We start from the raw sequence: 25,437 nt of genomic DNA on the forward strand, positions 1-25,437 counted from the left end.
TTCTTGAAAGATACTTTAGCGAAAGTGACTAAAGTATCATTTGTTTCCTGATTTATTCTACTTTTGGTATACTGTTTTTATGAAAAAACTATATTTGATCAGACATGCAAAATCAGACTGGAGCGACCCGGGCAAAAATGACTTTGACCGGGGCTTGAACAAAAGGGGCAAACGCTCCATTTCACTGATGGCAAAAGCATTGAAGAAAAAAGGTATCATGCCCGACCTCATACTTTCTTCTGCGGCAAAACGTGCAAAGAAAACGGCGAAAGGGTTGGCAAAAGTGCTTGGGTATGAGGGGGAGATCATTTTCGATAAGACACTCTATTTCACAGAGCCGGAAGAAATGCTGGAAAGGCTCCGAAATACGGATGAACGATATACGCATATTTTTTTGGTGGGGCATAATCCGGAAATAACCGAATTCAGCAATAGACTGACATCAGAATATATTGATAATATTCCGACACTCGGTATCGTCGGTCTCACTTTAAAGACAAACACATGGAAAGCCGTCAGAACACATCAGGCTAAAATGGACTTTTTCATCTTTCCGAAAATGTTCAGCAGCTAAATCGATCCGTATATTGTAAAATGGTTATTTGGCAGGCGGACATTCCATCTTTTGCTTTTCAGCCAGAAGCTGCTGTTTTTTCCTCGCTGCATCCCTCAGGACAATTCTTTTTTCCACACTGCTCGTGATCCAATAGCTGGGCAGGGTTGCCAGATAAGGTTGTACCTGTGAGGCAGGCAAACTTCTGATCTTGGATGTAAATTTATCTACCTTGACCAGTTTTTCGTCAAGAACGATACATTCACTGGTCTTTTTGCCGCTGTCAACAAACGGTATATCCGGTGTCTGGTTACATCCCGTCATAAACATTCCCACTACAGGAAGTGCCATTATTAATGTTCTCTTCATCAATATCCCCTTTTTTGGAAATAGTATAGCAGGAATTAGCTGAAGGGGGAAGAAAGGCTGTGACAGCAGATAGGTGTCCGTCAGAAGTGACTAAACACCCCTCACAGATGCAATAAGATGTGAAACAGGATAATGCCATTAATTTGCCGTATCTTTGACCGAACAAAACGAAACCGTTTGGTCAAAGATGTAGTAAAGCATGAAAGTCACTTGCCCTTAGTTTGTATCAGGTTTGGATGTTTGTGCGAAGGAGCTTATTCAGAAGTAAGTGACTGCGTCACATCATCCAAAGATGATGCAAAATAAGGAGCAAGTTATTCCCATTCGATGGTGGCTGGTGGCTTGGAGGAAATATCATACACCACACGGTTGATCCCGTCGATCTCATTGATAATGCGTCTGCTCATTCCTTCCAGTACATCGTGCGGTACGTGCGCAAAGGTAGCCGTCATGCCGTCGACAGATTCTACCATTCTGATACAAACGGTATTGTCATAGGTACGGTTGTCACCCATCACACCCACTGACTGTACGTTCAGAAGCACGGTAAATGCCTGCCATACTTTATCGTAGTAGCCGGTCGCTTTGAGTTCTTCCTGCATAATAGCATCTGACTCACGAAGCAGGCTGAGCGCTTCTTCGTTCACATCACCCATGACACGAATAGCCAGACCGGGACCAGGGAAAGGATGTCTGCCTATCATGTCTTTGGGAAGCCCGAGTTCAAGTCCCAGCTTTCTGACCTCATCTTTAAATATCTCTCTCAAAGGTTCTACGAGCTCAAAGGTCATCCAGTCCGGAAGCCCGCCCACATTATGGTGTGATTTGATGGTTTTGGAAGGACCTTTGACGGAAACAGACTCAATGACATCCGTGTACAGTGTTCCCTGTGCAAGGAAACTGACATCGGTATGCTTCTTCGCCTCCTCATCAAAAACTTCTATAAATTTCTCACCGATCACTTTTCGTTTCGTTTCAGGATCGGTCACACCCGCAAGTGCTTCCATGAATTCTTTTTTTGCATCAATAGTGATAAGGGGGATATCAAGCATTCTGAACATCGCCTGTACCTGCTCCGCCTCATCTTTGCGAAGGAGTCCCTGATCTACAAATACACAGATAAGCTGTTCTTTGGGAAGTGCTTCATGCAGCATCGCCGCAACCACCGATGAATCCACTCCGCCGCTTACACCGCAAAGTACTTTTTTGTCACCGACCTGCGCTCTAATTTCTGCGATCTTCTCTTTAGCGAAAGAGCCCATATTCCAGGTACTTTCGCATCCGCAGATATGCTTGGCAAAATTTTTCAGCATTTGTGTACCTTCTTGCGAATGATGGACTTCGGGATGGAATTGAAAAGCATAGATCTTGCGATTTTCATCAGCAATGGCCGCATAGGGCGAATTTTCACTGGTACCCACCACTTCAAACCCTTCAGGAAGCCTTTCCGCCCTGTCACCGTGACTCATCCATACAATAGAATCCTGTGTCACATTTTTGAAAATGGGAGAATGTTCATTCTCGATATGCAGTTTTGCTTTGCCGTATTCATGATGGTCTGCGGGAATAACAGAACCGCCGAAATGCTGTGTGATCAGCTGCATGCCGTAGCAGATTCCCAAAATAGGCAGCCCCAAATCCCAAATAGCATCATCCGGTTTGTAGGCGTCCTCTGCATAGACAGAAGCGGGTCCACCGGAGAGAATGATCCCCTGCGGTTTTCTTGCTTTGATATCTTCAATCTTTTCACGATATGGTACAACTTCAGTATAGACACCCGATTCTCTGAGTTTGCGTGCAATGAGCTGCGTGTACTGGGAACCGAAATCCAGAACTAAGACAGGTACTTGTTTCATTAATGACATCCTTTAATTATCCGATATGCAGTACGATAAACTGGAAATACCAGACTGCTATTGAAATGATATATCCGACCAGAATGGTCCAGGCATATTTCATATGGGAGCTAAACGTATAGATACCTTGCAATTTGCCCATGACACCGACACCTGCTGCCGATCCGAACGAAATGAGTGAACCGCCCACACCTGCGGTCAGGGTTACCAGCATCCACTGTTCTTTGGCAAATGCACCCATATTCGGCTCTGCCTTGAGTACTGCGGACATTACCGGAACGTTGTCGACTACAGAAGAAAGGAAACCGACACCGATATTCACGCTTGTCGGACCGAATTTATCGTACAGTGCCGTGAAGTATTCGAGGAACCCGAGAAAATGAAGGCCCCCGACCGCCGCAAGAATACCAAAGAAGAAGAGCAGTGTATCATTCTCTATGTGCGCGATCCATGAAAAAGCATTGAGCTTTGTCGGACCGGAATTCTGATTAATGTAGTACACATACATTTTCAAAAGTGCCAGACCAAACATCATTCCCCACATGGCAGGCAGATGGAGTACCTGGTGTGAAACAACAGCCAAAACGATCGTCAGGGCGAAAAGACCGATAATCTGTTTTCCGCCTTCAAGGATCACTGCTTTTTTCTCTTCTGCATTGAACGGGGGCTTGCCCTCAGGCACAAAACGGCTTAGAAGAAATGCTGTTACATACCACCCAAGGATAGACGCCGGGAAAAGATAGAGGAATTCATTGAAGGCACCTTTTCCGTCCACCCATACCATCAATGTTGTAATATCGCCGAACGGAGACCAGGCACCTCCGGCATTGGCAGCGACAACGATATTGATCGCTCCGGGAACCAAAAAGGCTTTATTCTCCTTGTCGATCGTGATCAGTACGGTTGAAAGTATCAGTGCCGTTGTCAGGTTGTCTGCCACAGGAGAAATGAAAAAAGCCAGCAGACCCGTCACCCAGAAAAGCTTTTTATAACTGTAGCCCTTGGAAACAAGGTTATAGCGAAGTGCCGAGAACACACCACGGTCGATCATGGCTTCAATGTATGTCATGGCCACCATCAGGAAGAAGAAGATACCGGCGATCTCATAGATCAGCAGTTCAACCTCATGCTCCAGCCTGTGTCCGTCAAGTCCGTTCATAGCATAATAAACCCCGATAAGCATAAAGATACCTGTACCTGCAAGCAGGGCCGGTTTTGCTTTGTTGATCTGGAACTTGTCTTCTGCGGCGATGAAATAGTATGCGGCGACAAACAGGATAAGGGAAAGTATCCCCACCCACGTCGTCGTCAAATCCAAATGTGCTGCTGCTTCTGTCATTCTTTCTCCTGTATATATGGTACTGTACATCGTACAGTCTTACTCAGACTCGATATAGTGCGACCCCAGAGATTCCGTACGCGCCAATGCCGCATCCACAATGGCAGATGCGGTATTGAGACGCAGTTGAAGCAGTCGTCCTATCTCATGGTTTTTCATATCATAGATCAGATTTTTCGCCTCAAGAAGTCCCCGGGTCGTTCTGATAATCCCTATATCCTCCCACATCACCTGACGCAGTTTCTGTTTATAGGATTTATCATTTTCTTTGTGCAGAATATTACCGTAATCTTTCTCAAATTCAGGTGTTTTTATCTGCTGGTGTTCTCTGCCCAAGAGGTGATCGACTGCACGCTTGGCAAAAACCGCTGCTTCAAGCAGCGAATTGGAGGCAAGACGGTTGGCACCGTGTACGCCGGTGCGTGCTGCTTCACCTATCACATATAGCCCTTCCATACCTGGAATGCAGCCGTTCACATCGCATTTGATCCCTCCGTTGGCATAGTGAAAAGCCGGAGAAACAGGCACTTTGTCTTTGGGAAAATGATATCCCAGTCCGGCAAAAGTATGTGTAATATTCGGAAAACGGTGTTCAAACCATTTCGCTTCGAACATCGAGAAATCAAGATAAGCCTGTTTTCCCGTATTGCGTTTATGCTTGAAAATACCCCTGGATACAATATCCCGGCTGGCAAGCTCCCCACGTTCGTCATATTCAAACAGAAAACGCTCTCCGTCTTCGTCTATGATGTGGGCACCTTCCCCGCGAAGCGCTTCAGTCAGGAGAAGTTTTCTTGCAAAAGGTGTATCAACAAAAACTGTCGGGTGAAACTGCATGAATTCCATATCGGCAAGTTCAATCCCTTTTTCCACACAAATACCGTGAATGTCGGCAGAGACCGTACGGGAATTGGTATTGTACGCATAAAGCGACCCCACCCCTCCGGATGCGATGATCACATCATCCGCATAAATGGTCGTCGGTTCATAATTGACCGTTGCCTTTACACCGTAACATCTTCCGTTTTCGATGAGCAGATCATAGACCAGCGTGTTTTTCTGCAGCTTGTGCCTGTTCTGCAGCATCATAAAGTAGTGCATATAACGCCCTGTTGCATCCCCGCCGGCATGGATAATACGTGCTACCGAATGTGCTGCTTCTTTGGTATAGAGCAGTTTTCCGTCCGCAGCACGGTCAAATGCCATCCCTTTGGCAATAATATCCGGTGTCGTCTCGAGGGAAGTCCGGGAAAGTATTTCAACTGCTTCTTTTATATTATGATATGCACCTGCAGCCATCGTGTCGGAGACATGCAGGGGCACGTCGTTTTCATCCAGTGCTGTCGCCATTCCGCCCTGAGCATAAAAGGTATTGCATTCCCAGGGAATATCTTTACAGACCACCAATACTTTTTTGCTTTCTGGAAGCTGCATAGCGGCATACAAACCTGCAATACCCGCCCCGATTATCAATACATCATACTTATTCAAAAAGATCCTTTGTTCCGCAGGGTGCTCAAAGCTCCTCTGTATTTTTTCATTTCTTTGTCTGATTGGTATCCGGCACATAGACCGGATTTGTCTTGTAACCGCATCCCGACAAAACGATACAGCAAAGTGATGCTATAATCATTGCATGAAAAAAGCGTCTATGATTCTCTCTCATCTTACCGACCAACCTCAGTTTAAATCTTTGAAACAGCATGCCTGTTACAAAAAATATCTCTCCCTGCTTGGTGCAAAGTGGCAAAAAGCCATTGCATTTGTCTACATACGGAACGAGACACTTTTTGTAGCCGTAACACATCCGGGCTTCAAAATGGAACTCAATTATAATAAAGATATATTAAAGAGCGTATTAACACAGCTTTCCGACATAGACAAAAGCTGTAAAATGCTGCGGGCACAGAAAGTGGTGGTCTTCCACAGCAAATACCGTTCAGTCATCCAACACAGCAGTCAAAACGCTACCGTTCCGTTCTATAATGAACTGGCTTCCCCTGATTTCTGTATTGAAAGCCTGGATGAAGACATCAAGGCCAAATTCGAAGCCATCAAAGCACAGATCCGGGGGCAGCATTCATGATTTCCACCATCAAATCCCTTCCCCCTTCTCCGGGTGTCTATCAGTATTTTGATGCACAGGACAGACTGCTGTATGTCGGAAAGGCCAAAAACCTCAGGAACAGGGTCAAAAGCTACTGGCGTTTTACCCCTGATTTTTCTGTCAACCCGGCCCAGAGCCCCCGCATTATCAAAATGCTGCATGAAGCGGTACGCCTTGACTATGTTGTTGTCGGGAGCGAAGAAGATGCGCTCATTTTGGAAAATTCCCTGATCAAACAGCTGAAACCCAAATACAACATCCTGTTAAGGGATGACAAGACCTATCCGTATATCTATATCGATGAATCACAAGCCTATCCGCGTTTTGAGATCACACGCAAAGTGGTCAAAGGCAGAGATATCACCTACTACGGCCCTTTCCCTTCCGGAGGAAGAGCCCTTTTTGATGCCCTGTATGAAGTCTATCCTCTGGTACAGAAGAAAGCCTGTCTTCGCGAAGGCAAAGCCTGTCTTTTTTTTCAGATACACAAATGTCTTGCCCCCTGTGAGGGGCGTATCTCTCCGGAGGAGTACAACCAAATCGTACAGGAAGCCAAAACAGCCATTACCAAACGAAGGAAACTGACAGATGCCCTCAAAGAGAAAATGGGCAGGCTGGCCATTCAGGAACGTTTTGAAGAGGCAGCTGCACTGCGTGACAATATAGAAGCGATCTCGGCACTGACCGTTCGTTCCGACATCGACCTTGCCAAGCAGACGGATCTTGATATTTTCGCTATTCTCAACGGTGATGAACGGGGCGTGGTCGTCAAGCTTTTTATGCGCCAAGGCAAAATTATCTCCAGTGCCTATAACTACTTCAGGCATACCCATATTTTTGAAGAGAATGAAGCCTATAAACAGGCACTGCTTGAATTTTATACGATAGACACTCCCCAGACTGCCCAGACGATTCTTACCGCCCACCGTTTTGCAGATGCCCCGCAGGTAGCACAAACACTCAGCAGCCGTTTCGGAAAAAAGATCGTCATAGAAAACCCTCTGCGGGGAGCCAAAGCAAAACTGACCGAGCTGGCACTTCAGAACTGTCGGGAACTGCTGCGAAATACCAAAAGTGATACTGTAATGGAACAGAAGATCGCCGATCTGCTCGATCTCTCTGTCATACCCTACCGTATTGAAACATTTGACAATTCCCATATGATGGGAGCCGCTACGGTCGGCGGCATGGTAGTATGGAACGAAAACAAATGGGACAAAAATGCTTACCGCCGCTATACACTGCATGCGCGTGACGAGTACGGACAGATGAGCGAAATGCTGAAGCGGCGTATCGAACATTTCAAAACGGAACCGGCACCGGACCTCTGGATTCTCGACGGGGGACAGGCCAACCTCAACCTTGCCTTTTCCCTGCTCAAAGAAGCACAGATCAATTTAGATGTCATAGCGATCGCCAAAGAAAAACTCGATGCAAAAGCACACCGTGCCAAAGGTGCCGCCAAAGATATCCTCTATACAGCCGGCGGCATCATCGAACTCAAACCGGGAGACAAACGCCTGCACTGGATACAGCGGCAGCGTGATGAGGCACACCGCTATGCCATCACGTATCACCAGAACAAAAAGCGTAAAGAGGACACACAAATTTCCCTGCTCAAGCAAAAAGGCATCGGTAAAGCCACCGTAAAAAAACTCATCGACTATTTCGGTACCTTTGATGCTATTAGGAATGCTTCGGCGGAAGAGATAGAGAAAGTTACAAATAGGAAAATTTCCAGTATTATCAAAAATAATACTGAAGAATTGTAGCCTATTTGATATTTTTTACTAAAAAAAGAAGCTTTTTCATGGCATTTTCAGATTAATTGTACTAAAGTCTTATTATAGATTCTACTAATCTCTGCCGGAAGACTGCATTAAGGGAGGAAAATTCATGACACGTCCTGATCCTATAGATCAAGAATACAGATTCAAAGACGGGCTGATCGTAAGCTCTACAGACCTTAAAGGTATCATTACTTATGCAAACCGTACTTTTTGCAATATTGCAGGCTATACCAAGCAGGAACTCACCGGAAAGAACCATAATATCGTACGGCATCCGGATATGCCAAAAGCGGCGTTTAAAGAATTGTGGGAAACGATACGTTCCGGAAAAGAATGGACAGGGATCGTTAAAAACCTCAGAAAAGACGGGCTCTACTACTGGGTTTATTCCCACATCACACCTGTTATGAACGAAGAAGGCGAAATTACCGGCTATACTGCTGCAAGAAGACCGGCCACAACAGCCGAAATCGAAGAAGTAGTTCCAGTCTACAAAGCATTGGTCGAAGAAGAAAACAAGTAAACAAGGAGTTGTTCAAAAGATGTATTATATCACAAACCAAAACGACCAGATTATCGCTGCAAGTTCCGCCCTGCTCGACCTTCTCAAGCTTGAGAATGCAGATGCGCTTTACAGGCAGATAGCGCTTAATGCCATTGAATTCTCGACAGATGAGGAGGGCATTACTGTCAAAACACCAAAGGATGAGGCACACTACCATGCAGACCGGGAAACACTTTCAAGTGTTCTGGGTACAATGACGCTTGTCCGTCTTACGACAGAGATCTTTACCGAAAATACGGTGGTAGAGCAGCCAGTCCTGCCCGAAAAGGCGGAAGAAAAAGAAGATGACTTCTCTCTGCTTGATGATGACGAAGTACTTTTTGGGATCAAAGAAGATACTGTTCAGGACGATATCAGCATGCCGCTTGAAGTCAAAGAAGCAGAAAAAGAAGCAACAGAGGAGGAAGAAGAAAACGATCTTTTCGATCTGATCCTCCCGAGCAAAGCCGAAGAGACGATCGGCGAGATAGAAGACAAAGAAGTGACAGCCAAAGCCTCTGCCCCCGTCTATATAGATGTCGAACAGATTTCAAAAAACATAGGTATTTCACAAGAGGATTACAATACTTTCCTTACGGAATATATTGACACAGCCCTCTCCCTTGAAGAAGATCTTAGAAGTGACGATAACAACAAACGGACCGCGGCAACACATACACTCTTTCATCTTTCCAATGTATTACAGCTCCCCATCATCACAGAAATCATTGAACAGCTCAAATATACGGAATCCGAAGATATAGACAGTTCCATACAGCATTTCTACGATACGCTGAGCAGGCTGACCACTTCCAAACCGGAAAATACAGAGAAAAAAGAAACAACGGTTTCCGTGGAAAGAGAAGAGGGTCCATCAGAAAACTTCAAAAGTTTCGGTACGATCGATCTTTCAGATGTGAAACCCATTCATTTTGATTTTCAGGTAGAAGAGGCAGCCAAAGAACTCAGCCTGCCGCCGGAACTGATCGAAGAATTTATTCATGATTTTATCAAACAGGCACATGAAGAAACAGATAAAATGCTGAAAGCCTATGAAAAAGGCGACCTTGATACCATTCAGAAGATCGGCCATCTGCTCAAAGGTACCGCAAGCAATCTTCGGATCAATCCGCTCTCAGATACACTTTATGAAATACAGTTCTGTGAAGACAGCAGCCAGCTCGAAAAGCTGATTAAAGACTATTGGGCACATTTTATCTCTTTTGAGACCCAGTTTAATCTCAAATCAAAATAAAAGGAATTGAAACAATGACTATACGTAACCGACTTAAACTCGTAGCAATGGTACCTATTATACTCCTTATCCTGCTTTCAAGTTATTTCTTTATCACTTCCTATCTGAACTTTGAAAAAGCAAATGCACTCAAAACCGTGCTGGCGAACAATGCCGTTTTGAGCAAATCACTGACTGCCGTCGGTAAAGAGCGGGGATTAACCGCACTGTACATGGGAAGCGGCAGAAAAAGCTTTTCCGAACCGCTTGCCAAACAGAGAAAAAGTACAGACATAACATTTTCGCAGCTCAAGCGTTCTCTTCAGACAGATGAAACAAGTTATCTCCCTTTTATACTTGGTGTCCTCGGTGAAAGAAACCTCGTCGACAACCAAAAGTACAAGGCCCTGCTGAGAAACCTGCCTAAAATTTCCAAAATCAGAAAAGAGGCAGACACAGAGGGAACTTCTTTCAAAAAAGTATTCTTTGACGGATATACAAATACTTTGTCCAGTCCGATTTTCAGCAATATGCTCCAAATCAAAAATTTTGCACTTGACAATAAGATTTCATCTCTTATCTCCACCCTGACCCAGCTTTACACGGTCAAAGAGAATGCCGGTCTGGAAAGGGGATTTGTTTCCTACTATATGACCAAGCGTGCTTCCATGTCATTTGAAGAGATCGCACTATGGGACAAATTCAAAACAAAAGCAAACAGTTTCAATATTAATGAAATAACAGACAAGAAGCTGCGCCGGGATGTTCGTGCCATTCTTGATGCACCCAAAGCAAAAGAGGCCCTTAAAGAACTTGCGGAAACATCTTCTGCCATTCAGACCGATGTTGATAACGGCGACTACCAGGATGAACCTATTGACTGGTTCAGACTGCAGACACAGAAAATTGCACTTTTTTCCAAAGCGGAACTTGTCATTTCAAATGCACTCTGGAAAAAGGGAGAGACATACCTTCAGGAACAGTTGACGCTGCTTGCCATCGCCACAGCCATACTGCTACTTGCATTGATCCTTGCCTACCTCGGATTCACGACCACGAGGGACATTACAAGAAACATCAAAGAACTTGAAGATGTTTTGAACAAAGCCGTAGATGAAATGAAAAGCAGTGAGCATTATCTTGCATCCGATACTGCCTATATTGAAAATATTGACCTCGATACCCATGAAGGAACCAAAGAAGCATACCGCTTCCTTGAAACACTGGTCGACACCGCCAAGGAAGATAAACTGACAGCCCTGCAGGCCAATGAAGCCAAATCCCTCTTCCTTGCAAACATGTCACATGAGATCCGTACACCGCTGAACGGTATTGTCGGATTTACCGAAATACTCAGGAGTACAGACCTCAATGATGAACAGAGAGAATTCCTTTCTATCATCGACAAAAGTTCCGAGAACCTCCTGAGTATTATCAACAATATTCTTGACCTTTCCAAAATCGAAAGCAACAAAATTGAAATTGAAAATATCGTATATGACGCAGCAGAAGAGTTTGAGAGTGCTGTTGAGACTTATGCGGTCGGTGCTTCGGAAAAAAATATCGACCTGAATTTCTATATGGATCCTGCCATCAGTCCAAAACTCAAAGGCGACCCTACCAAGATAAAAGAGATCCTGATCAATCTTTTGAGCAATGCGATCAAATTTACAAGCTACGGCGGAGAGATCAACCTTGAGATCCATAAAGTACAGAATGAAGATGAAAAAATGCCGCGTATCAAATTCTCTGTACAGGACAATGGTATCGGTATGACCAAAGATCAGCAGGAACGTATCTTCGATGCCTTTTCACAAGCAGATGTTTCTGTCACCAGAAAATACGGCGGTACAGGTCTCGGCCTGACTATTTCAAGCCAATTCGTCGAATTGATGGGCGGGACACTCGAACTTGAAAGTGCCAAAGACCAGGGAACCACCTTCTTCTTCACTATTCCTGTTGAAGAAGTTATTTCTACGGAAACGAATTATGCGCATGCCTTTAAAGATATGGTCATCGGGAAATATCAGCAGGAAATCCCCAGCAAGCTTGATACGTATCTGGCTTCCTATTTTGAGTACTATGGACCGGAAGTCAAATACTTTGAAACGATTGATGAACTCCGCGACCTCAGTCAGCTGAATGAATGCAAAACATACTGGATCGATCTTGACAAAGCAAAACAGAATATCATCGATGCCCTTGCACATATTGACAAATCACAACTGATCGTCATTGCAAATGTCACCAGCAGAAGCAAGATCGAAGCTATGGACATAGACCAAAGCAATGTCATCTTTAAACCTGTTACCCTGACCAAGCTCAAAGAAATACTTGTAAAAAGTGCCGACACGGTACCTCAATTGACAGAAGAAGCGCTTCCGACACATGCAACCATGTTCGATGCCAAGGTACTGGTTACCGAAGACAATATCATTAACCAGAAACTTATCAAACGTATTCTTGAAGAACACGGCATTACAGTCGATCTTGCCAACAACGGACTGGAAGCCTTTGAAAAACGAAGAAACAACCCCTATGATCTGCTCTTTATGGATATTCAGATGCCTGTCATGGACGGTATTGAGGCAACACATGAAATCCTGGATTATGAAGAAGATGAGGAAGTACCCCATGTACCGATCGTTGCACTGACTGCCAATGCGCTTAAGGGCGACAGAGAAAGGTTCCTTGGTGAGGGAATGGATGAATATATCACCAAACCGATCGAAACAAGTGAACTGCTTTATATTCTCAATAAATTTCTTGCCTCTAAAGCAAAAACCGTAACAGTTGAAGAGAAAAAAGAGCAGCTTGACGAAGCAAAACCACCTGTACAGGAAATCCAACAGGAAGAAAAAACAGTTGAAACAGCCGCTGACGAGGCGATCATTCCTTTGGATGATGTCATCACCCCTGATGAAGAAGCACATGCAGAGAAAGATATTCTTATTGCAAAAAAATTCATTCTTGAAAAGCGGGTGCTGGCAAAAGTGCTGGACAATCTCGGGTATCATTACGTGATACTCGATGATCCTGAGACACTGGAAAGCGAAATTGCATCCGGAAAATACGATATTGTATTTACCGATGAAGATCTTGCCGACAAGAATCTCAGCGAAAAGAACGGGAATCTGGCTATAATCACATCCGTGAATTCTAAAGAAGAGATTGAATCTCTTATCAATAAATATAGAGGATAGTACATATGGGATTAAAAGTATTGGTTGTTGATGATGATTTTATCAACAGGAAATTATTACAGACTCTTTTAAAGAAGAATCCTATGGTAACAGATATTATTGAGGCGGAGAACGGTTCTGACGCATTGGAGAAAATGAAAAAAGATCCGGGCATCAATCTTATTCTGCTTGACATCATGATGCCGATCGTAGACGGAATAGAGTTCCTCAAGATCTTTAGACTCGACATGGCAAATGCCCATATACCGGTCATTGTACTCTCTACAGACGATACAAGAAAAACGGAAGTGTTTGACAATGGAGCCAATGATTTCCTTAGAAAACCGATCAAAGAAGAAATGCTTTCTGCCAAGATCGAGCAGTGGAGCAGCTAAGCCGATAGACTGTCTATCGGATTTATCTGCGGAATCATCCTGCAGATACTGCGTTTTTAAAGCAGCGCTTCTTTCAGTACTTCGTCCACATTGGACACACCAATGATTCTAATATGTTTTTTCACTTCATTCGGAATATCATCCAGGTCACGTTCATAATTTTTCTGCGGGATAAGCGCTTTGGTCACACCTGCCTTGTATGCGGCAATAAGCTTTTCTTTAAGTCCGCCTATAGGAAGTACTTTCCCGGTCAGTGTCACTTCTCCTGTCATCGCTACCCTGTTGTCTATTTTTCTGCCGCTTAAAATAGAAGCAATGGCTGTTACCATAGTAATACCGGCACTTGGACCATCTTTGGGCGTTGCACCTTCGGGGACGTGGATATGGAGGTCATAGCGCTTATAGACTTCACTCGGGTCTACGTTAATACGCTCTTCCCTTTCTTTGGGGGTATGGGGAATGCAAGACGGTGTTATGGGAAGTTTTTTTTCATCGATAAGTATTTTAACGACAGAATGGGCAATACGTACTGACTCTTTCATAACGTCGCCGAGGCTTCCCGTAAGCTGGAGCATCCCCTTCCCTTTGATCTTGATCGCTTCAATGGTCAACACGTCTCCGCCGACCGCTGTCCAGGCAAGACCGCTCACGACACCCACCTGGGGCTTTTTATCCACCAGCGATATCTCGAAAACTTTTTTGTCGGTAAAATGCTCCAGGTTTTTCTTGGTGATCGCAATATGGTCTTTGCCCATATCTTCAAGCAGCATACGGGCAGACTTTCTCATCAGTCCTGCAATACGCCGGCGGAGGTTTCTTACCCCGGCCTCCCGGGTATATTCGTCTATCAGTATTTTCAATGCCTTGTCTGAAATACTGAATTCCCTGCGTTTCAGAGCATGTTTTTTCAGTTCCTGGGGGATCAGGTAGCGTTTGGCGATCTCGAATTTCTCTTTTGGCGTATAGGAATTAAGTCCTATGAATTCCATTCTGTCACGAAGCGGTGCAGGAATACGTCCTACATCATTGGCCGTGGCAATAAAGATCGCTTTGCTCAGATCGATGTTGAAATTCAGATAGTAGTCCCTGTACTTGCTGTTCTGCTCCGGGTCGAGTATCTCGAGCAGTGCCGCTGTCGGGTCACCCCGCATACTGCGCCCTATTTTGTCTATCTCATCCAGTACAATCACCGGGTCCATACTTTTTGCCTCTATGAGACCCTGTACCAGACGGCCCGGCATCGCACCCACATACGTTCTTCTGTGCCCTCTGAGTTCATTGACATCTTCCAGTCCCCCCAGCGCAATACGTACAAGCGGCCGGCCAAGCGCTGTAGCAATGGAGTTTGCCAAAGAAGTCTTTCCTACACCCGGAGGTCCGGCAAAACAAAGAATGACACCGCCTGCTTCTTTCTGTTTAATGCCCCTGAGCTCTGCGAGTTCCCGTACAGAAAAAAATTCTACGATACGCTCTTTCGGTTTTTCCAGAGAATAGTGGTCTTTATCGAGCTCTCTGGAAACGTCTTTGACACTTAGATTTTTCTTGGTCAGTTTGCCAAACGGCAGCTCAAGTACCCACTCCAGATAGCTCTGAAGCACATTGGCATCCGCAGAATCCGGGTGCATGCGTGCAAGACGGTCAAGCTGCTTGCTGATCTCCATGAAAGCATCTTCGTTCATATACGGTTTAAGGGCTTCTACCTTTTCTCTAAAGGCAGCGATCTCTTCTTCTCTCTGGGTATCCATTCCCAGTTCATGCTGTATCTCTTTGAGCTGTTCTTTCAGAAAATATTCTTTATTGGTCTGCTCGATCTTTGTATGTACTTTGGTGCGGATCTCCCGCTGGACTTTGGCAGATTCTATTTCGGAGCTTACCACATCTATAAGCTCCAGCAGCCTTTTTTCAATATCCGGTTCGACATAAAGTGCATAGGCCACATCTTTGTCAAGCTTGAGCATCGAGGAGACAAGGTCGGCAATGCGGTTGGGTTCATCGTTTTCTTCGATGGTGCGTACCAGATCGGCAGGGAAATGGCTGCTGAGAGAAGAGAGTATCTTGATCTTGTCACGAAGCACCCCCATCAGAGCATCTACTTTGAGCGGGTCATACTCGGAAGGTTTCACAATATCGATCAACGCTTTGTTAAAATCACCTTCTACCGGTTCAAGCATTTTCCCTCGTGCAAGTCCCTGAAAAAGTATTTTCACTCTTCCGTCAGGAATGTGTACTTTACGCATAATAGAACCTATGACCCCTACACGGTACATGGCATCAAAATCACGGCTTCCTTCTTTTTCGGGAACAGACGAAGTCACGAAAAGCAGAGAATTGTTTTCCATGGCATCTGTCGCCGCATCGATGTCTTTCTGGTCTGTCAGAAAAACAGGACTGATCATAAAAGGATAAAGAAAAAGCTCATCTTCCACCACAATAGGCAAAATAGCCGGAAAATCGTCATAATCACTCAGTTGCACTATACATCCTTTGGTTTTTCATTTTAATAGAGGGGACCTCTATATCAAAAGTCCACGCTTTTAGTCGAAGATCTCTCCGATAATGCCTTTCTCAGGCGGCGTAATATCTGCCATTTCAATGACTGAGTCCTTGTTCTTCGCCCTGTATATTTTTGCTGCTTCAGGTTTGCCGGTACGGGCATACAGTGCAGCGATATTTTCATTGAGCAGATACTGCGCCATATACAGACGCACAAGGATCGTCTGTACAAGCGGATTATAGACAGAGTCCGGATAGCGCATCAGATATGTTTTTGCACCGTTGATACTGTCCATAATAAGTTTCTGGTCTTTATAGACATCTTTAATACCCAGGAATGAGGCTTTTAGCTTAAGATACTCAATGTAGTTGCGGTTCTTCTCCCCGCCGAAACGCTTGTTGTACTCGTCAAGATAATACCCGGCAAGCAGGTATTCCTCTTCGTCCATGTGTGCAACAGCAAGCATCATCATAGCTGTTTGCATCAAAGGTGAACGCATATGTTCACTTTTGAGTGAAATATAGTAAGCATCTGCTTTGTCCATATTCCCCGCTGAAATGCTGTCCCCTATCTTCTGGTACCAGTAGAGTGCCGGTTTATTGAACTCCGCTACTTCATCATCATCTTTGGCACATCCGGCCAAAAAAAATGCTAACGCCATACCTATCAAAATACTCTTTTTGAAATTGAACATTTTTACCCCGTCATTTTATAAATCTTATAAACACTATAATATCTCAAAGTATGTAAGAGGTCTATTAGAGATACTCAAAAAATGATTTGGCACCTCCTTTTTTCTTTTATGCTATAATTAAAAAAAGAAAGGTTTGCAGTGCAGAAAGAACATATTCTCACTTACTTGACCGATATAAAAGATGAACTTACGAAAAAGGGAATTGAGAAGATAGGACTTTTTGGCAGTTTTGCAAAAGACAGTGCAGGACAATTGAGTGATATTGACATTGCGATAAAGCTAAAAAAATCCTATTTGGATGAACATGATGTCTGGGAATACTTCAGGTTGATCGATACAATTAAAAATAGACTTTTTTCACGATTTTCAAAAAAGGTCGATATTTATGATCTTGACAGCAGCAGTGATATCAAAAACTGTATTGAGAAAGAGATTATTTATGTCTAATCCCTACGATAGACTAAAAGTCATACAAAAAAAAATCAATTTCATTGAAACTATCTACCGGGAAGATGGGTCCATTACAAAAGCCCTATCGGATGAAAAGCGCTCAAGAGCATCCATTTTAATGTATCTGACTTCCATCGCAGAACAGTTCAATAAGCTTGCAGAAGATGCCGAATTTGATATATTACGCCGATTTCACAAAGATGATCTCAAAGGCAGTTATGATGTCAGAAACTATATCGCTCATGACTATGAAGGTGTCAACCTAAGTGTCATCGAACACATTATCCGAGATAAACTTCCCAAGATAAATACAATTGTTGAACAACTGCTTTCCCCGATAGAAAAAGTTGCAAGAGCACAGAAACAGGATTCTGTGGGTGATGGATGTGCAGATGATGGGTTAAAATAAAGGCTACCGAAACTAAAATAATCCTCTCTTCACCTGAATCGTTTGAATACCTCTTTGAAGTCTATTTCAAGAGCACAGTCAATCGTCTCGAAAAGCAGTTTTTCATTGGTAAAATCACCCACTTTAGTATATTTGTCATTTTTTAAGGTATACACTTTTGCCTTGAGGTCTTCAGGGTATACCATCAGATAATAATCAACTTTTTCAGCTTCGTAAATATCAAATTTCACTGTTTCATCTTTTTTCGCAGTGGAGGGGCTGAGTATTTCTATAATTATTTTGGGAGATTTTGTCAAATACTTTTCCCCATCGTCATTGCAGCTAAATACAATATCGGGCCTTAATACGGTTGTATCCGAAACCTTCCAATCATTCTCGAAAGAGACGATACATTCGTTGCACGCTTTTTCCTCCAGTGATTTTCTGAGCGCATAGATGATTTCTGTCGCTATATTTTGATGGATACGCATAGGAGCCGGAGCCATTGAGATAGCCGCCCCCTCTATCAGCTCCCACTCACCTTCCCATTTTTTGTAGTCGTCATATGTATAGTTCAACAAAGTTGCAGTTGACATCAAATCTCCTTTTGTTGGCTGTCTGCTATTATACCACAAAACAAAAACTACGTTTTTCTTCGTCCCCATGTCCACATTAGGTATGTACCAGTATTTGTACCATGTACCATACCATAAGGTACCCCTCTTTGATACCCAAAACAAGATCATTGTTTTCAAAGTGCTTTGAATAGCATTGGCATCACCTGACCCCTTTATTCTTTATTCTTTATTCTGTCGTCATTGTACCGCTGACAACACAGTTGACAGACAAAACCTATCCTTTGCGATACAGCATACCCAAACGCAACAAACTGATGGAAAATTCAGAACTTTTATGCGATCAGATAAGAGCGATAGATATTAACCGTATTATCCCTGAAAAACTGGCATCTCTTACGGCGAAAGAGATGCTTGAAATCGAGCAGCATATTCAAATAATATTGGATTTTGCACAATAAAGGGTACCTTCTTCACCCCCAACATCTTCGTTAGGTGTGTATAATGATGGCAGTCTGAGATGCAATCGCAGCATTAAAAAATCTTATTTAATATTTGTTTTATCTTAGCTATGATATTCTATATATATAAAGTATTGCATTTAAGAAAAGGCCTAACTTGCTATAAAGCAAGGACGGAAAGCCACGGGTCTTAAAAGAGACAGCCTGATTGTAAGTTATAAAACTTATCACATCCTTGTCCGATGTAGATACGAATTTTACCCTGTCGTACAGATGGGGTTTTAAAGGTGTCATGATGAAAACATTAAATTCTTGTTGGGGGTATTTGCTCCTCTCGATGCTTCTACTCACTTTTTTCAAAAACAGCATTAAGCACTATCGCTATCGCCTAATTCCCATAACTCTAACTCTATTCTCAGGAAAAAGGAGTTGTTTATGAAAAGATTCATTATTTTATTGAAAATTACTTGTTTATTTATATTGAATTATACGAATATATACGCATGGAATAGGTTTGACGGCGGTAATATTGAAATTGATGTAAACACTAATTTTTCCCTTATTTATGGGGGAAGTGGTACTTCCGTAAAAGGAGATTTCGTCGCAACAGGCAACACAATTATGGATGGCGATAAAAGTACCAACTATTTTGCAGGATCAACCCCTCACATGCTGCACCAAGATTCCGAAATCGATGCGCTGGGAACAAGTTCTAAAAACAGGAATTCTTCTTCTGCCACACTTTCTCTGCCAAGTTATGTTACCAAAGACCATATCGTGTGGGCAGGTCTTTTCTGGCAGGGCCAGATACATGATAGTGCAAACAATACAAATCAAGTAAACAGCGATGTCAGAGGTTGGAATACCGTTCATATGAAAACACCTGATGGAACGGTACATGAGATATCTGTTCCTCCCAGCGGAAACAACAATCCAACACATACCGCTTACCATTATGCCTATCAAAGAGGTGGCAAATACCGTTTTTTCTATAGTGCCTATGCTGATGTTACGCAAATAATAAAAAATGGCGGATATGACAACAGCCATAAAACTTTTACTGTAGGAAATATCAACTCTACCGATAGAGCAGATAGTGGAACATGGATGTACTTCAGCCATATCAATGAAGCCAATGGGGGACAATGGTATGGCAGTAACTTACGTATGGGACATTTTGGCGGCTGGAGCCTCGTAGTGGTATATGATGTAGATCAGCAGACCATGAATGACCATTCTGATGTTAAATATAAGAATATCTCTATTTATAACGGATTTGACCAGTTTCTCACATGGGGAGGAAGAAGAGATGTACCCTTTGAAACCTCGATCCATCTCGAAGGTTTCAGAACACCTTCAAATGGTGTTATTTCAAGTAAACTTCTCTTCTTCGGCGGGGGAGGAGACTACGGAATGGCCAGTGATACCCTCGCTATTGAAGACGGGGGAAATCGTGGTTCCTATGAAGATTTGACAAATAACTGGAATAGAGGTACACAAAAATTCAATGGAACCTTTACCAACATGAACACTCTGATCAATCCTTCCAAGTCATATTATCAGGGGATAGATCTTGATATTTTCGATACTTCAAACATGATGGCCCATGCCCAAACAGATACCAATATCAAATTCGGTGTTGTCTATAATGCTTCCAAGCGTTACTGTGACCAGGTCTTTCCACAGGTACTTGCATTCTCCACGGAACTCTATATGCCTAAACTGTGTTATGACTATACAGTAAGAATGGGAGATTACATAAGGATACCGTCAAAGAACCGGGAGATCAATGCTTCTATCATATCGGATGAGCTGCCGCTCAATCTAAAAATACTGTTGAGAAGCCAGGAAGCCGACTTTGATCTTCTTGATGCACGCATGCAAATTGACTTCACCCCTTTAAGCGGGTCACTGGGGATCTTGCGCAAACCAAACACTGCGGAGGTTTCACCACCAAATATCAATGCCTACATACCGGTTGACTCCAATGCAAGCGGCTTCTTCCCTATTGGCCGTGGTATTACGCCGCACAGTGCAGAACCCGGGGGTAAAATTTATCCTCTGGAAAGTAATTACGCAAAGACATCCTATACATATACGCATACCAATGATCGTATTGATGCAAAATTTGATATTGTGCTTCAAACGGAAATCAATTTTGCGGGGAACACCAGGGTACCCTACAGGCTTTCAACACAGGGTACAATTGAAAAATGCCCCACCAATGCAGCCTATGATCCTATTTGGAATATATTTAATGCCGAAAGAACAGACAGTTATAAGTATGACCCCGTTAATGAAGCATACCTGCGCTATCCACTCTATACCCAGATTGCAGGCAAGGACTACGCTGTAGATATTGTCAGATATCAGGAAGGAGATCTCAGCAATCCGTTCCAAGACAAGAACAATACTGTCGTAGAAGTCGAACTCATTGATGCCGGCAGTTTTGACAATAACAGTTCCGTCGGCTTTGACAGTATTTGTGAAGAGCCTGCCGCACTGGGAAGTACCAACCACGGTACATTTATAAACTTTTACAATACTGACCGTATCGAGATCAATATTCCTGACGATATTGATGGATATGACAACGAGATCGCTCTTGAAAATGCTGCCTTCAGAATGTGGATATTGACCCATGAAGTCAATGCGACTACGGGAGAAAGAGAAATTATACACCACAACTGTACTTCTCTGAATGGAAGCTGTTTTCAAAACCTGTATGCCAATACGGTCTCAGCGTATGACACAACTTCTTTATGCAGCAATGACTGTTCATCCGGCAATGAGCTGGAATGCTATATGTGTATGCGAAAATATTTTGCGACACCTGTCTGTTCGAGAGACAATTTCTCGGTACGCCCTGACGGCTTTAGAATTGCCATCAGTGACAACAATGAAAGCACTTCGTCCCTACCGGTACCGGTAATGCTCATACAAAATAACAGTGAGGCAAAAGATTATGCTTCTTCCGTCAAACCATTTGAGCTTGCAGCCGGCTACAGGTATCCTTTTGAAGTCAATGCTACCTTGTATCAGACCGGCTTGAAATCGACCGGATACTACAACATAGACTTTTTTGCCAGACAAAACATAACACTCATTCCGAATGTGAGTAACAAATCCGGCGTACTGAGTGCTATGGAATTTACGCAGCAGAGTGATCCGTGTATCGACAAAACCCATCGAAGTCTTGGGTTTAGAATGATCAACAGTGAAATTGACGACAGCGTTACACTCCCGGATGTTCTGCCGCCAAGCGGCCAGTACCCCCAGATCAATGTCGGTACATACAAGCTGTGGATCGTAGATGCGAACTGGACAGAAGTCGACCAGGCATACTCTGCCAGAAAACCTGTATTTAACAACCGCCCTACCAATGACTGTATCGATTCCGATGCCAACCATATTGTCAATGACGAGGGCAAGATCGGATGTCTGACTTCATCGACCATTAAAGAAGATAATTCCAATTACTTAGATCTCTACCTTGACTTTAACCCTTATCGGTTTGACCTTTCAGGTATTACGCTGAAGAACAATCCCGATATAGACCAAAGCTGGCTCTATTTTAATAATCTCGCGAATGATAATAATGATATCGGTATGGCCGCCAATGTCAAGGGTATTATCAGTGCTGTAGACAGAGACAATAATATCACGACAAACTTTACTGCCGGGTGTGCAGCTAAAGATGTTGAACTGTGGATAGAAGGGAACGTGACTGCCGACAGTGTTACACCCGACTCTAACATTTCTGCGGGAGTCTCCACTGAGGCAAACGGGATGTCGCTGCAGCAAACACTGGTCGATATTGGTAATTCTGACGGCAGTGATGTGGAAACAGACAACAACCTGACACTTGAAGCAGACAATTTTACTTCCGTAGAAGAAGGCAATGCAACGGTAGACCTTTATATCAACTTCGATAAAAACTACACAACCCCTTCCAATCCTGTACAGGTATTTTTCAGTGATGTGAATGCTTCTTCTCCGGGTGCATGGTCACATGCACAAATGAAACAGCATTATATACCCGACGGAAATCAGCAGCTGGACAGCAACCGTATCTTCCTTTATGCCAAAGTTGCACCTAAGCTGGGTGATGAATATATCATTACCTACGACAATAACTATACTACTTTCCTGAGGGTTGATGTTTACTGTAACGACACTGCTATGATCACATGTTATGACTTACAGCATGTCGATGATACAAACACCAGCAGAAATATTCTGGGAGTGCAGGAGGAACTGCACAATACAGGACCGGCTGCCTGGTATCGTATGGAAAACCATATAGCAGCATTAGACGGCAATGTAACAAGGCTCAAAGCTGATCATAACGGCATAATAGAACTGCCTATCAATACCGATATTACATTTGATTCCAACGGGTCAACATCTGACCTGACATTTACATATCCGTACGGACAGCCGCGACCGGGTAATTTTGTCATTACCATAACCCCTGATGCATGGTTGAAATATAACCCGGACCCTGCCAAGAAAGGCTTACCTGAATTTTCTATACACTATCTCCTGCAGGGGCTCAAGTGGAAGGGTGAAGGCAGAACCGGGCATGTGATAGGAACCGATCCGTATTCAGGAGAAAACAAGAGGCTGAACTGGTGATACATATGTGCAATGCTTTTAAAAGACGCCTACAAAGACCTGCTGTTGCTATGATTGAACTCATCTTTGCCATTACTATCATGGGAATTGTACTTATGAGTGCACCTATGCTGGTGAGCCGTTCCGTACAGAGCAGTTTTACCGCACTGCAGCAGGAATCAATAGCAGCAGCTTCTGCCCAAATATCTATGATAATGACTGCGGCATGGGACCATAACGATGCCAATACTACGATCGGTATGCCTGTTCTTCATACCGATAGCGGCACAGGGGCAGTATCTCCGCTTATTGTAAACTGTACCACAAATGCTCCTGTCGGCGTAAGCAGCAGGAGCGGGCGATTTTGTAAAAATACCCGAATGCCTTCCTATTGGTGGGCAAGTCCTATTGCCCTTGACAGTGCTTATGAAGACATCGATGACTTCAATGGCCTGGAGGGAAATGTCACTCTGTATAACAGTGAATCCTATGATTCATCCCGAGGTGACTATATTGACAAGAACGTCAAAATAGCAGTAAGCGTGTCTTATGGAGATGATGTACCGAGAAATGCAGGGGGAGGCCTCTCTGGCGGCTATAAGAAAAACACCACTTTCTCCAATCCGTTCAGGACTTCCACTACCGCTACAACAAGCAATATAAAACTGATCAGTGTTACGCTTACTTCAAACAATCCATCGAGTGAATTAAGCAATAAAAATATTACGTTAAGCGCATTTATGTGCAATATCGGTGCCCCTGAAGATCTTATAAACAACAAGGCAGGATTATGAATATAAAAATGTTTCAAAACAGAAATGCCTTTTCTCTCATAGAATTGATTTTAGTCATCGTTATTTTGGGTATAGTCGGTTCCATCGGATCTTCTATTATTTCTGATGTATTCAAAAACTATATTTTACAGCGTGCCACACAGCGTGCCAGCCTGAAAACGGAACTTGCCGCTCAGCAGATAGCCAATTTTCTGAGTTATAGAATTCCGCACACAACATTGGCAAGAAATCCAAACGACCTTACTGATTCTATTCTGGTAACCGAGGTTGATCCGTCTCTTGGCGGAGATGAAGACAACATACATACCGTACTGGAATGGATTGGTGCTGACAACGACAGCTTTACGGCATCGAGAATTCCGGGATGGAACGGTTTTTGCGATATAGCCGATTCCAACCAAACTTATATTAAAACGCCCGGATCTAATTTGAACCTGGCACGGAGCGTCATTAAAAACCTTTCCAATAATAGAATTAACTTATTTAATACTACTACTCCCAATGTTGCTATCTTTTTCAGAGATGTGCTTTATACCAAAAACCCGGATAAAATTTACGATGTAAAGAGCTGTATGGGAATGACCCCCGGTAGTGATACAAGCTGTATTTCAACCGTACGAAGAACACCGACAGGAACAAATGCCTACAAAAAACAGACACTGAAATTTGTCAGTGGTTCTGCAACACAAAAAGTGCTTGCAGAGCACTATAAACTTGCCTGGACCGCCTATGCCATCGTGCCTTTCAGCCACAACAGCAATACGCCCTGTGCCAGGGGTGAATCTCACTGTGACCTGAAACTGTTTTACAATTATCAGCCCTGGGACGGAGACACGCTGGACTTGGGAGCCAATTCAAACATTCCCCATGCCACCCTCATTACCAATGTAACAGTATTTAAATTTGCCGAGCTTGGCAGTACACTTAGGTTCAAACTCTGCGCACAGGAAAATATAGGCGGAGACTACAACGTTACTATCTGTAAAGAAAAGGCGATAATACTATGAGAAAAGCATTTTCAATGATCACAGCCATTTTTGTCATTGTCATGATGGCTTCTGTAGCCATGCTTGTTTTTAACATGTCCGGCAAGGTCACCAAGTCCACCTCATTTCAGTACAGGGAAGAACAAGCTGCACTTCTTGCCAAGAGTTACACTGAACTTGCCGTACTTGCCGTCATCAATCATGACCGGAACAGTACCGGAGTATGCATACAAAACATCAATGGTGTAGTCAAAGGTATCACACCGGGAGGGGGAATACCATCAGGAATAAGCAGCACGAACGGAGGAGGATATTTAGTACAGACACGTATATATTATATCGGGAATGATCTAAACAAAACAACAAACATAGGAAGCTCATACTGGCTCAATAAAACCATGCCTCTCAAAACAAACTATAATACCACCACTCCACCACTGGATGATGCAGTTGCGGCGATTATAGTAGATGTTTCTGTCAGATATAAAGACCCCGATGTTGTAGAAGCCTACACTCTGTCCCACGGTGGTTCAGCCCCATCATCAAGGCAAATCCCCTGGGTAACCTATCACCGCAGGACACTTCAAAAAATATGAAAAAAGGATACTC

The 25,437-nt window shown here is 43.5% G+C and carries 21 protein-coding genes and 1 riboswitch; of the genes, 14 read left to right on the forward strand and 7 right to left on the reverse strand.

Annotated features, from left to right (window positions below; genetic code table 11):
- The first annotated feature begins 79 nt into the window (after positions 1–79).
- On the forward strand, positions 80–574 hold the full coding sequence (locus F8L24_RS10945) for a histidine phosphatase family protein (RefSeq protein ID WP_294955489.1): 495 nt from the start codon (positions 80–82) through the stop codon (positions 572–574).
- Between the two features lie 24 nt (positions 575–598).
- Here the strand turns inward: F8L24_RS10945 and F8L24_RS10950 are convergent, their stop codons facing one another.
- The 4 genes from F8L24_RS10950 to F8L24_RS10965 all read right to left on the reverse strand — a co-directional run bounded on the left by F8L24_RS10950 (position 599) and on the right by F8L24_RS10965 (position 5,608).
- Positions 599–922, reverse strand: coding sequence for a hypothetical protein (locus F8L24_RS10950; RefSeq protein WP_294955490.1), 324 nt, complete (start codon positions 920–922; stop codon positions 599–601).
- Positions 923–1,236: 314 nt separating this feature from the next.
- Positions 1,237–2,778 carry a glutamine-hydrolyzing GMP synthase gene (gene guaA, locus F8L24_RS10955; protein WP_294955492.1) on the reverse strand — a complete coding sequence of 514 codons (1,542 nt, stop codon included), beginning with the start codon at positions 2,776–2,778 and terminating at the stop codon, positions 1,237–1,239.
- Positions 2,779–2,794: 16 nt separating this feature from the next.
- A complete protein-coding gene (gene nhaD, locus F8L24_RS10960; RefSeq protein ID WP_294955494.1) occupies positions 2,795–4,117 on the reverse strand; it encodes a sodium:proton antiporter NhaD in 1,323 nt (440 codons plus the stop codon).
- Between the two features lie 39 nt (positions 4,118–4,156).
- Positions 4,157–5,608: an FAD-dependent oxidoreductase gene (locus F8L24_RS10965; protein WP_294955496.1), complete on the reverse strand. Its 1,452-nt coding sequence runs from the start codon at positions 5,606–5,608 to the stop codon at positions 4,157–4,159.
- A 202-nt stretch (positions 5,609–5,810) separates the two neighbouring features.
- On the opposite strand from F8L24_RS10965, the gene F8L24_RS10970 reads away from it, so the two are divergent.
- The 6 genes from F8L24_RS10970 (at position 5,811) to F8L24_RS10995 (ending at position 13,369) form a co-directional block, all read left to right on the forward strand.
- Complete coding sequence (locus F8L24_RS10970; RefSeq protein ID WP_294955498.1) at positions 5,811–6,203, forward strand: hypothetical protein; 393 nt, start codon at positions 5,811–5,813, stop codon at positions 6,201–6,203.
- Positions 6,200–7,996 carry an excinuclease ABC subunit UvrC gene (gene uvrC, locus F8L24_RS10975; RefSeq protein ID WP_294955499.1) on the forward strand — a complete coding sequence of 599 codons (1,797 nt, stop codon included), beginning with the start codon at positions 6,200–6,202 and terminating at the stop codon, positions 7,994–7,996. Before F8L24_RS10970 ends, uvrC begins: the two co-directional genes overlap by 4 nt.
- Positions 7,997–8,120: 124 nt before the next feature.
- Positions 8,121–8,537 carry a PAS domain-containing protein gene (locus F8L24_RS10980; RefSeq protein WP_294955501.1) on the forward strand — a complete coding sequence of 139 codons (417 nt, stop codon included), beginning with the start codon at positions 8,121–8,123 and terminating at the stop codon, positions 8,535–8,537.
- Positions 8,538–8,556: 19 nt separating this feature from the next.
- Positions 8,557–9,813 carry a hypothetical protein gene (locus F8L24_RS10985; RefSeq protein WP_294955503.1) on the forward strand — a complete coding sequence of 419 codons (1,257 nt, stop codon included), beginning with the start codon at positions 8,557–8,559 and terminating at the stop codon, positions 9,811–9,813.
- Positions 9,814–9,827: 14 nt separating this feature from the next.
- Complete coding sequence (locus tag F8L24_RS10990; protein ID WP_294955505.1) at positions 9,828–12,995, forward strand: ATP-binding protein; 3,168 nt, start codon at positions 9,828–9,830, stop codon at positions 12,993–12,995.
- Between the two features lie 5 nt (positions 12,996–13,000).
- The gene (locus F8L24_RS10995; RefSeq protein ID WP_294955507.1) at positions 13,001–13,369 is read left to right on the forward strand and encodes a response regulator; all 369 of its coding nucleotides are present in this window, start codon (positions 13,001–13,003) and stop codon (positions 13,367–13,369) included.
- A 56-nt stretch (positions 13,370–13,425) separates the two neighbouring features.
- Here the strand turns inward: F8L24_RS10995 and lon are convergent, their stop codons facing one another.
- Both lon and bamD read right to left on the reverse strand, forming a co-directional pair.
- The gene (gene lon / locus F8L24_RS11000) at positions 13,426–15,843 is read right to left on the reverse strand and encodes an endopeptidase La (RefSeq protein WP_294955509.1); all 2,418 of its coding nucleotides are present in this window, start codon (positions 15,841–15,843) and stop codon (positions 13,426–13,428) included.
- A gap of 60 nt (positions 15,844–15,903) precedes the next feature.
- Positions 15,904–16,557 carry an outer membrane protein assembly factor BamD gene (gene bamD, locus F8L24_RS11005; protein WP_294955511.1) on the reverse strand — a complete coding sequence of 218 codons (654 nt, stop codon included), beginning with the start codon at positions 16,555–16,557 and terminating at the stop codon, positions 15,904–15,906.
- Between the two features lie 138 nt (positions 16,558–16,695).
- Here bamD and F8L24_RS11010 point away from each other — a divergent pair, with 138 nt between their 5' ends.
- Both F8L24_RS11010 and F8L24_RS11015 read left to right on the forward strand, forming a co-directional pair.
- The gene (locus F8L24_RS11010) at positions 16,696–17,004 is read left to right on the forward strand and encodes a nucleotidyltransferase domain-containing protein (protein ID WP_294955513.1); all 309 of its coding nucleotides are present in this window, start codon (positions 16,696–16,698) and stop codon (positions 17,002–17,004) included.
- Positions 16,997–17,416, forward strand: a complete 420-nt coding sequence (locus tag F8L24_RS11015) for a HepT-like ribonuclease domain-containing protein (RefSeq protein ID WP_294955515.1) — start codon at positions 16,997–16,999, stop codon at positions 17,414–17,416. Before F8L24_RS11010 ends, F8L24_RS11015 begins: the two co-directional genes overlap by 8 nt.
- A 29-nt stretch (positions 17,417–17,445) precedes the next feature.
- Here the strand turns inward: F8L24_RS11015 and F8L24_RS11020 are convergent, their stop codons facing one another.
- Positions 17,446–17,991 (reverse strand): Uma2 family endonuclease, encoded by a 546-nt coding sequence (locus F8L24_RS11020; RefSeq protein ID WP_294955517.1) that lies wholly within the window; start codon positions 17,989–17,991, stop codon positions 17,446–17,448.
- 221 nt (positions 17,992–18,212) lie between these two features.
- On the opposite strand from F8L24_RS11020, the gene F8L24_RS11025 reads away from it, so the two are divergent.
- From F8L24_RS11025 to F8L24_RS11045, 5 genes are all read left to right on the forward strand, one after another.
- Entirely contained in the window at positions 18,213–18,431 is a 219-nt protein-coding gene (locus tag F8L24_RS11025) for a type II toxin-antitoxin system PemK/MazF family toxin (RefSeq protein WP_294955548.1), read from the forward strand.
- Between the two features lie 140 nt (positions 18,432–18,571).
- A riboswitch (cyclic di-GMP riboswitch) is annotated at positions 18,572–18,647 on the forward strand.
- 405 nt (positions 18,648–19,052) lie between these two features.
- A complete protein-coding gene (locus tag F8L24_RS11030) occupies positions 19,053–23,069 on the forward strand; it encodes a hypothetical protein (protein WP_294955518.1) in 4,017 nt (1,338 codons plus the stop codon).
- A gap of 50 nt (positions 23,070–23,119) precedes the next feature.
- Positions 23,120–23,842, forward strand: coding sequence for a hypothetical protein (locus F8L24_RS11035; protein WP_294955520.1), 723 nt, complete (start codon positions 23,120–23,122; stop codon positions 23,840–23,842).
- Positions 23,839–24,849, forward strand: a complete 1,011-nt coding sequence (locus tag F8L24_RS11040; RefSeq protein WP_294955522.1) for a type II secretion system protein — start codon at positions 23,839–23,841, stop codon at positions 24,847–24,849. The genes F8L24_RS11035 and F8L24_RS11040 overlap by 4 nt, the downstream gene beginning before the upstream one ends.
- Positions 24,846–25,424 (forward strand): type II secretion system protein, encoded by a 579-nt coding sequence (locus F8L24_RS11045; protein WP_294955524.1) that lies wholly within the window; start codon positions 24,846–24,848, stop codon positions 25,422–25,424. Before F8L24_RS11040 ends, F8L24_RS11045 begins: the two co-directional genes overlap by 4 nt.
- The last annotated feature ends 13 nt before the right edge of the window (positions 25,425–25,437 follow it).

The sequence above is a fragment of the Sulfurovum sp. genome (genome assembly GCF_015493435.1).
In the GTDB taxonomy this organism is placed as follows: Bacteria; Campylobacterota; Campylobacteria; order Campylobacterales; family Sulfurovaceae; genus Sulfurovum.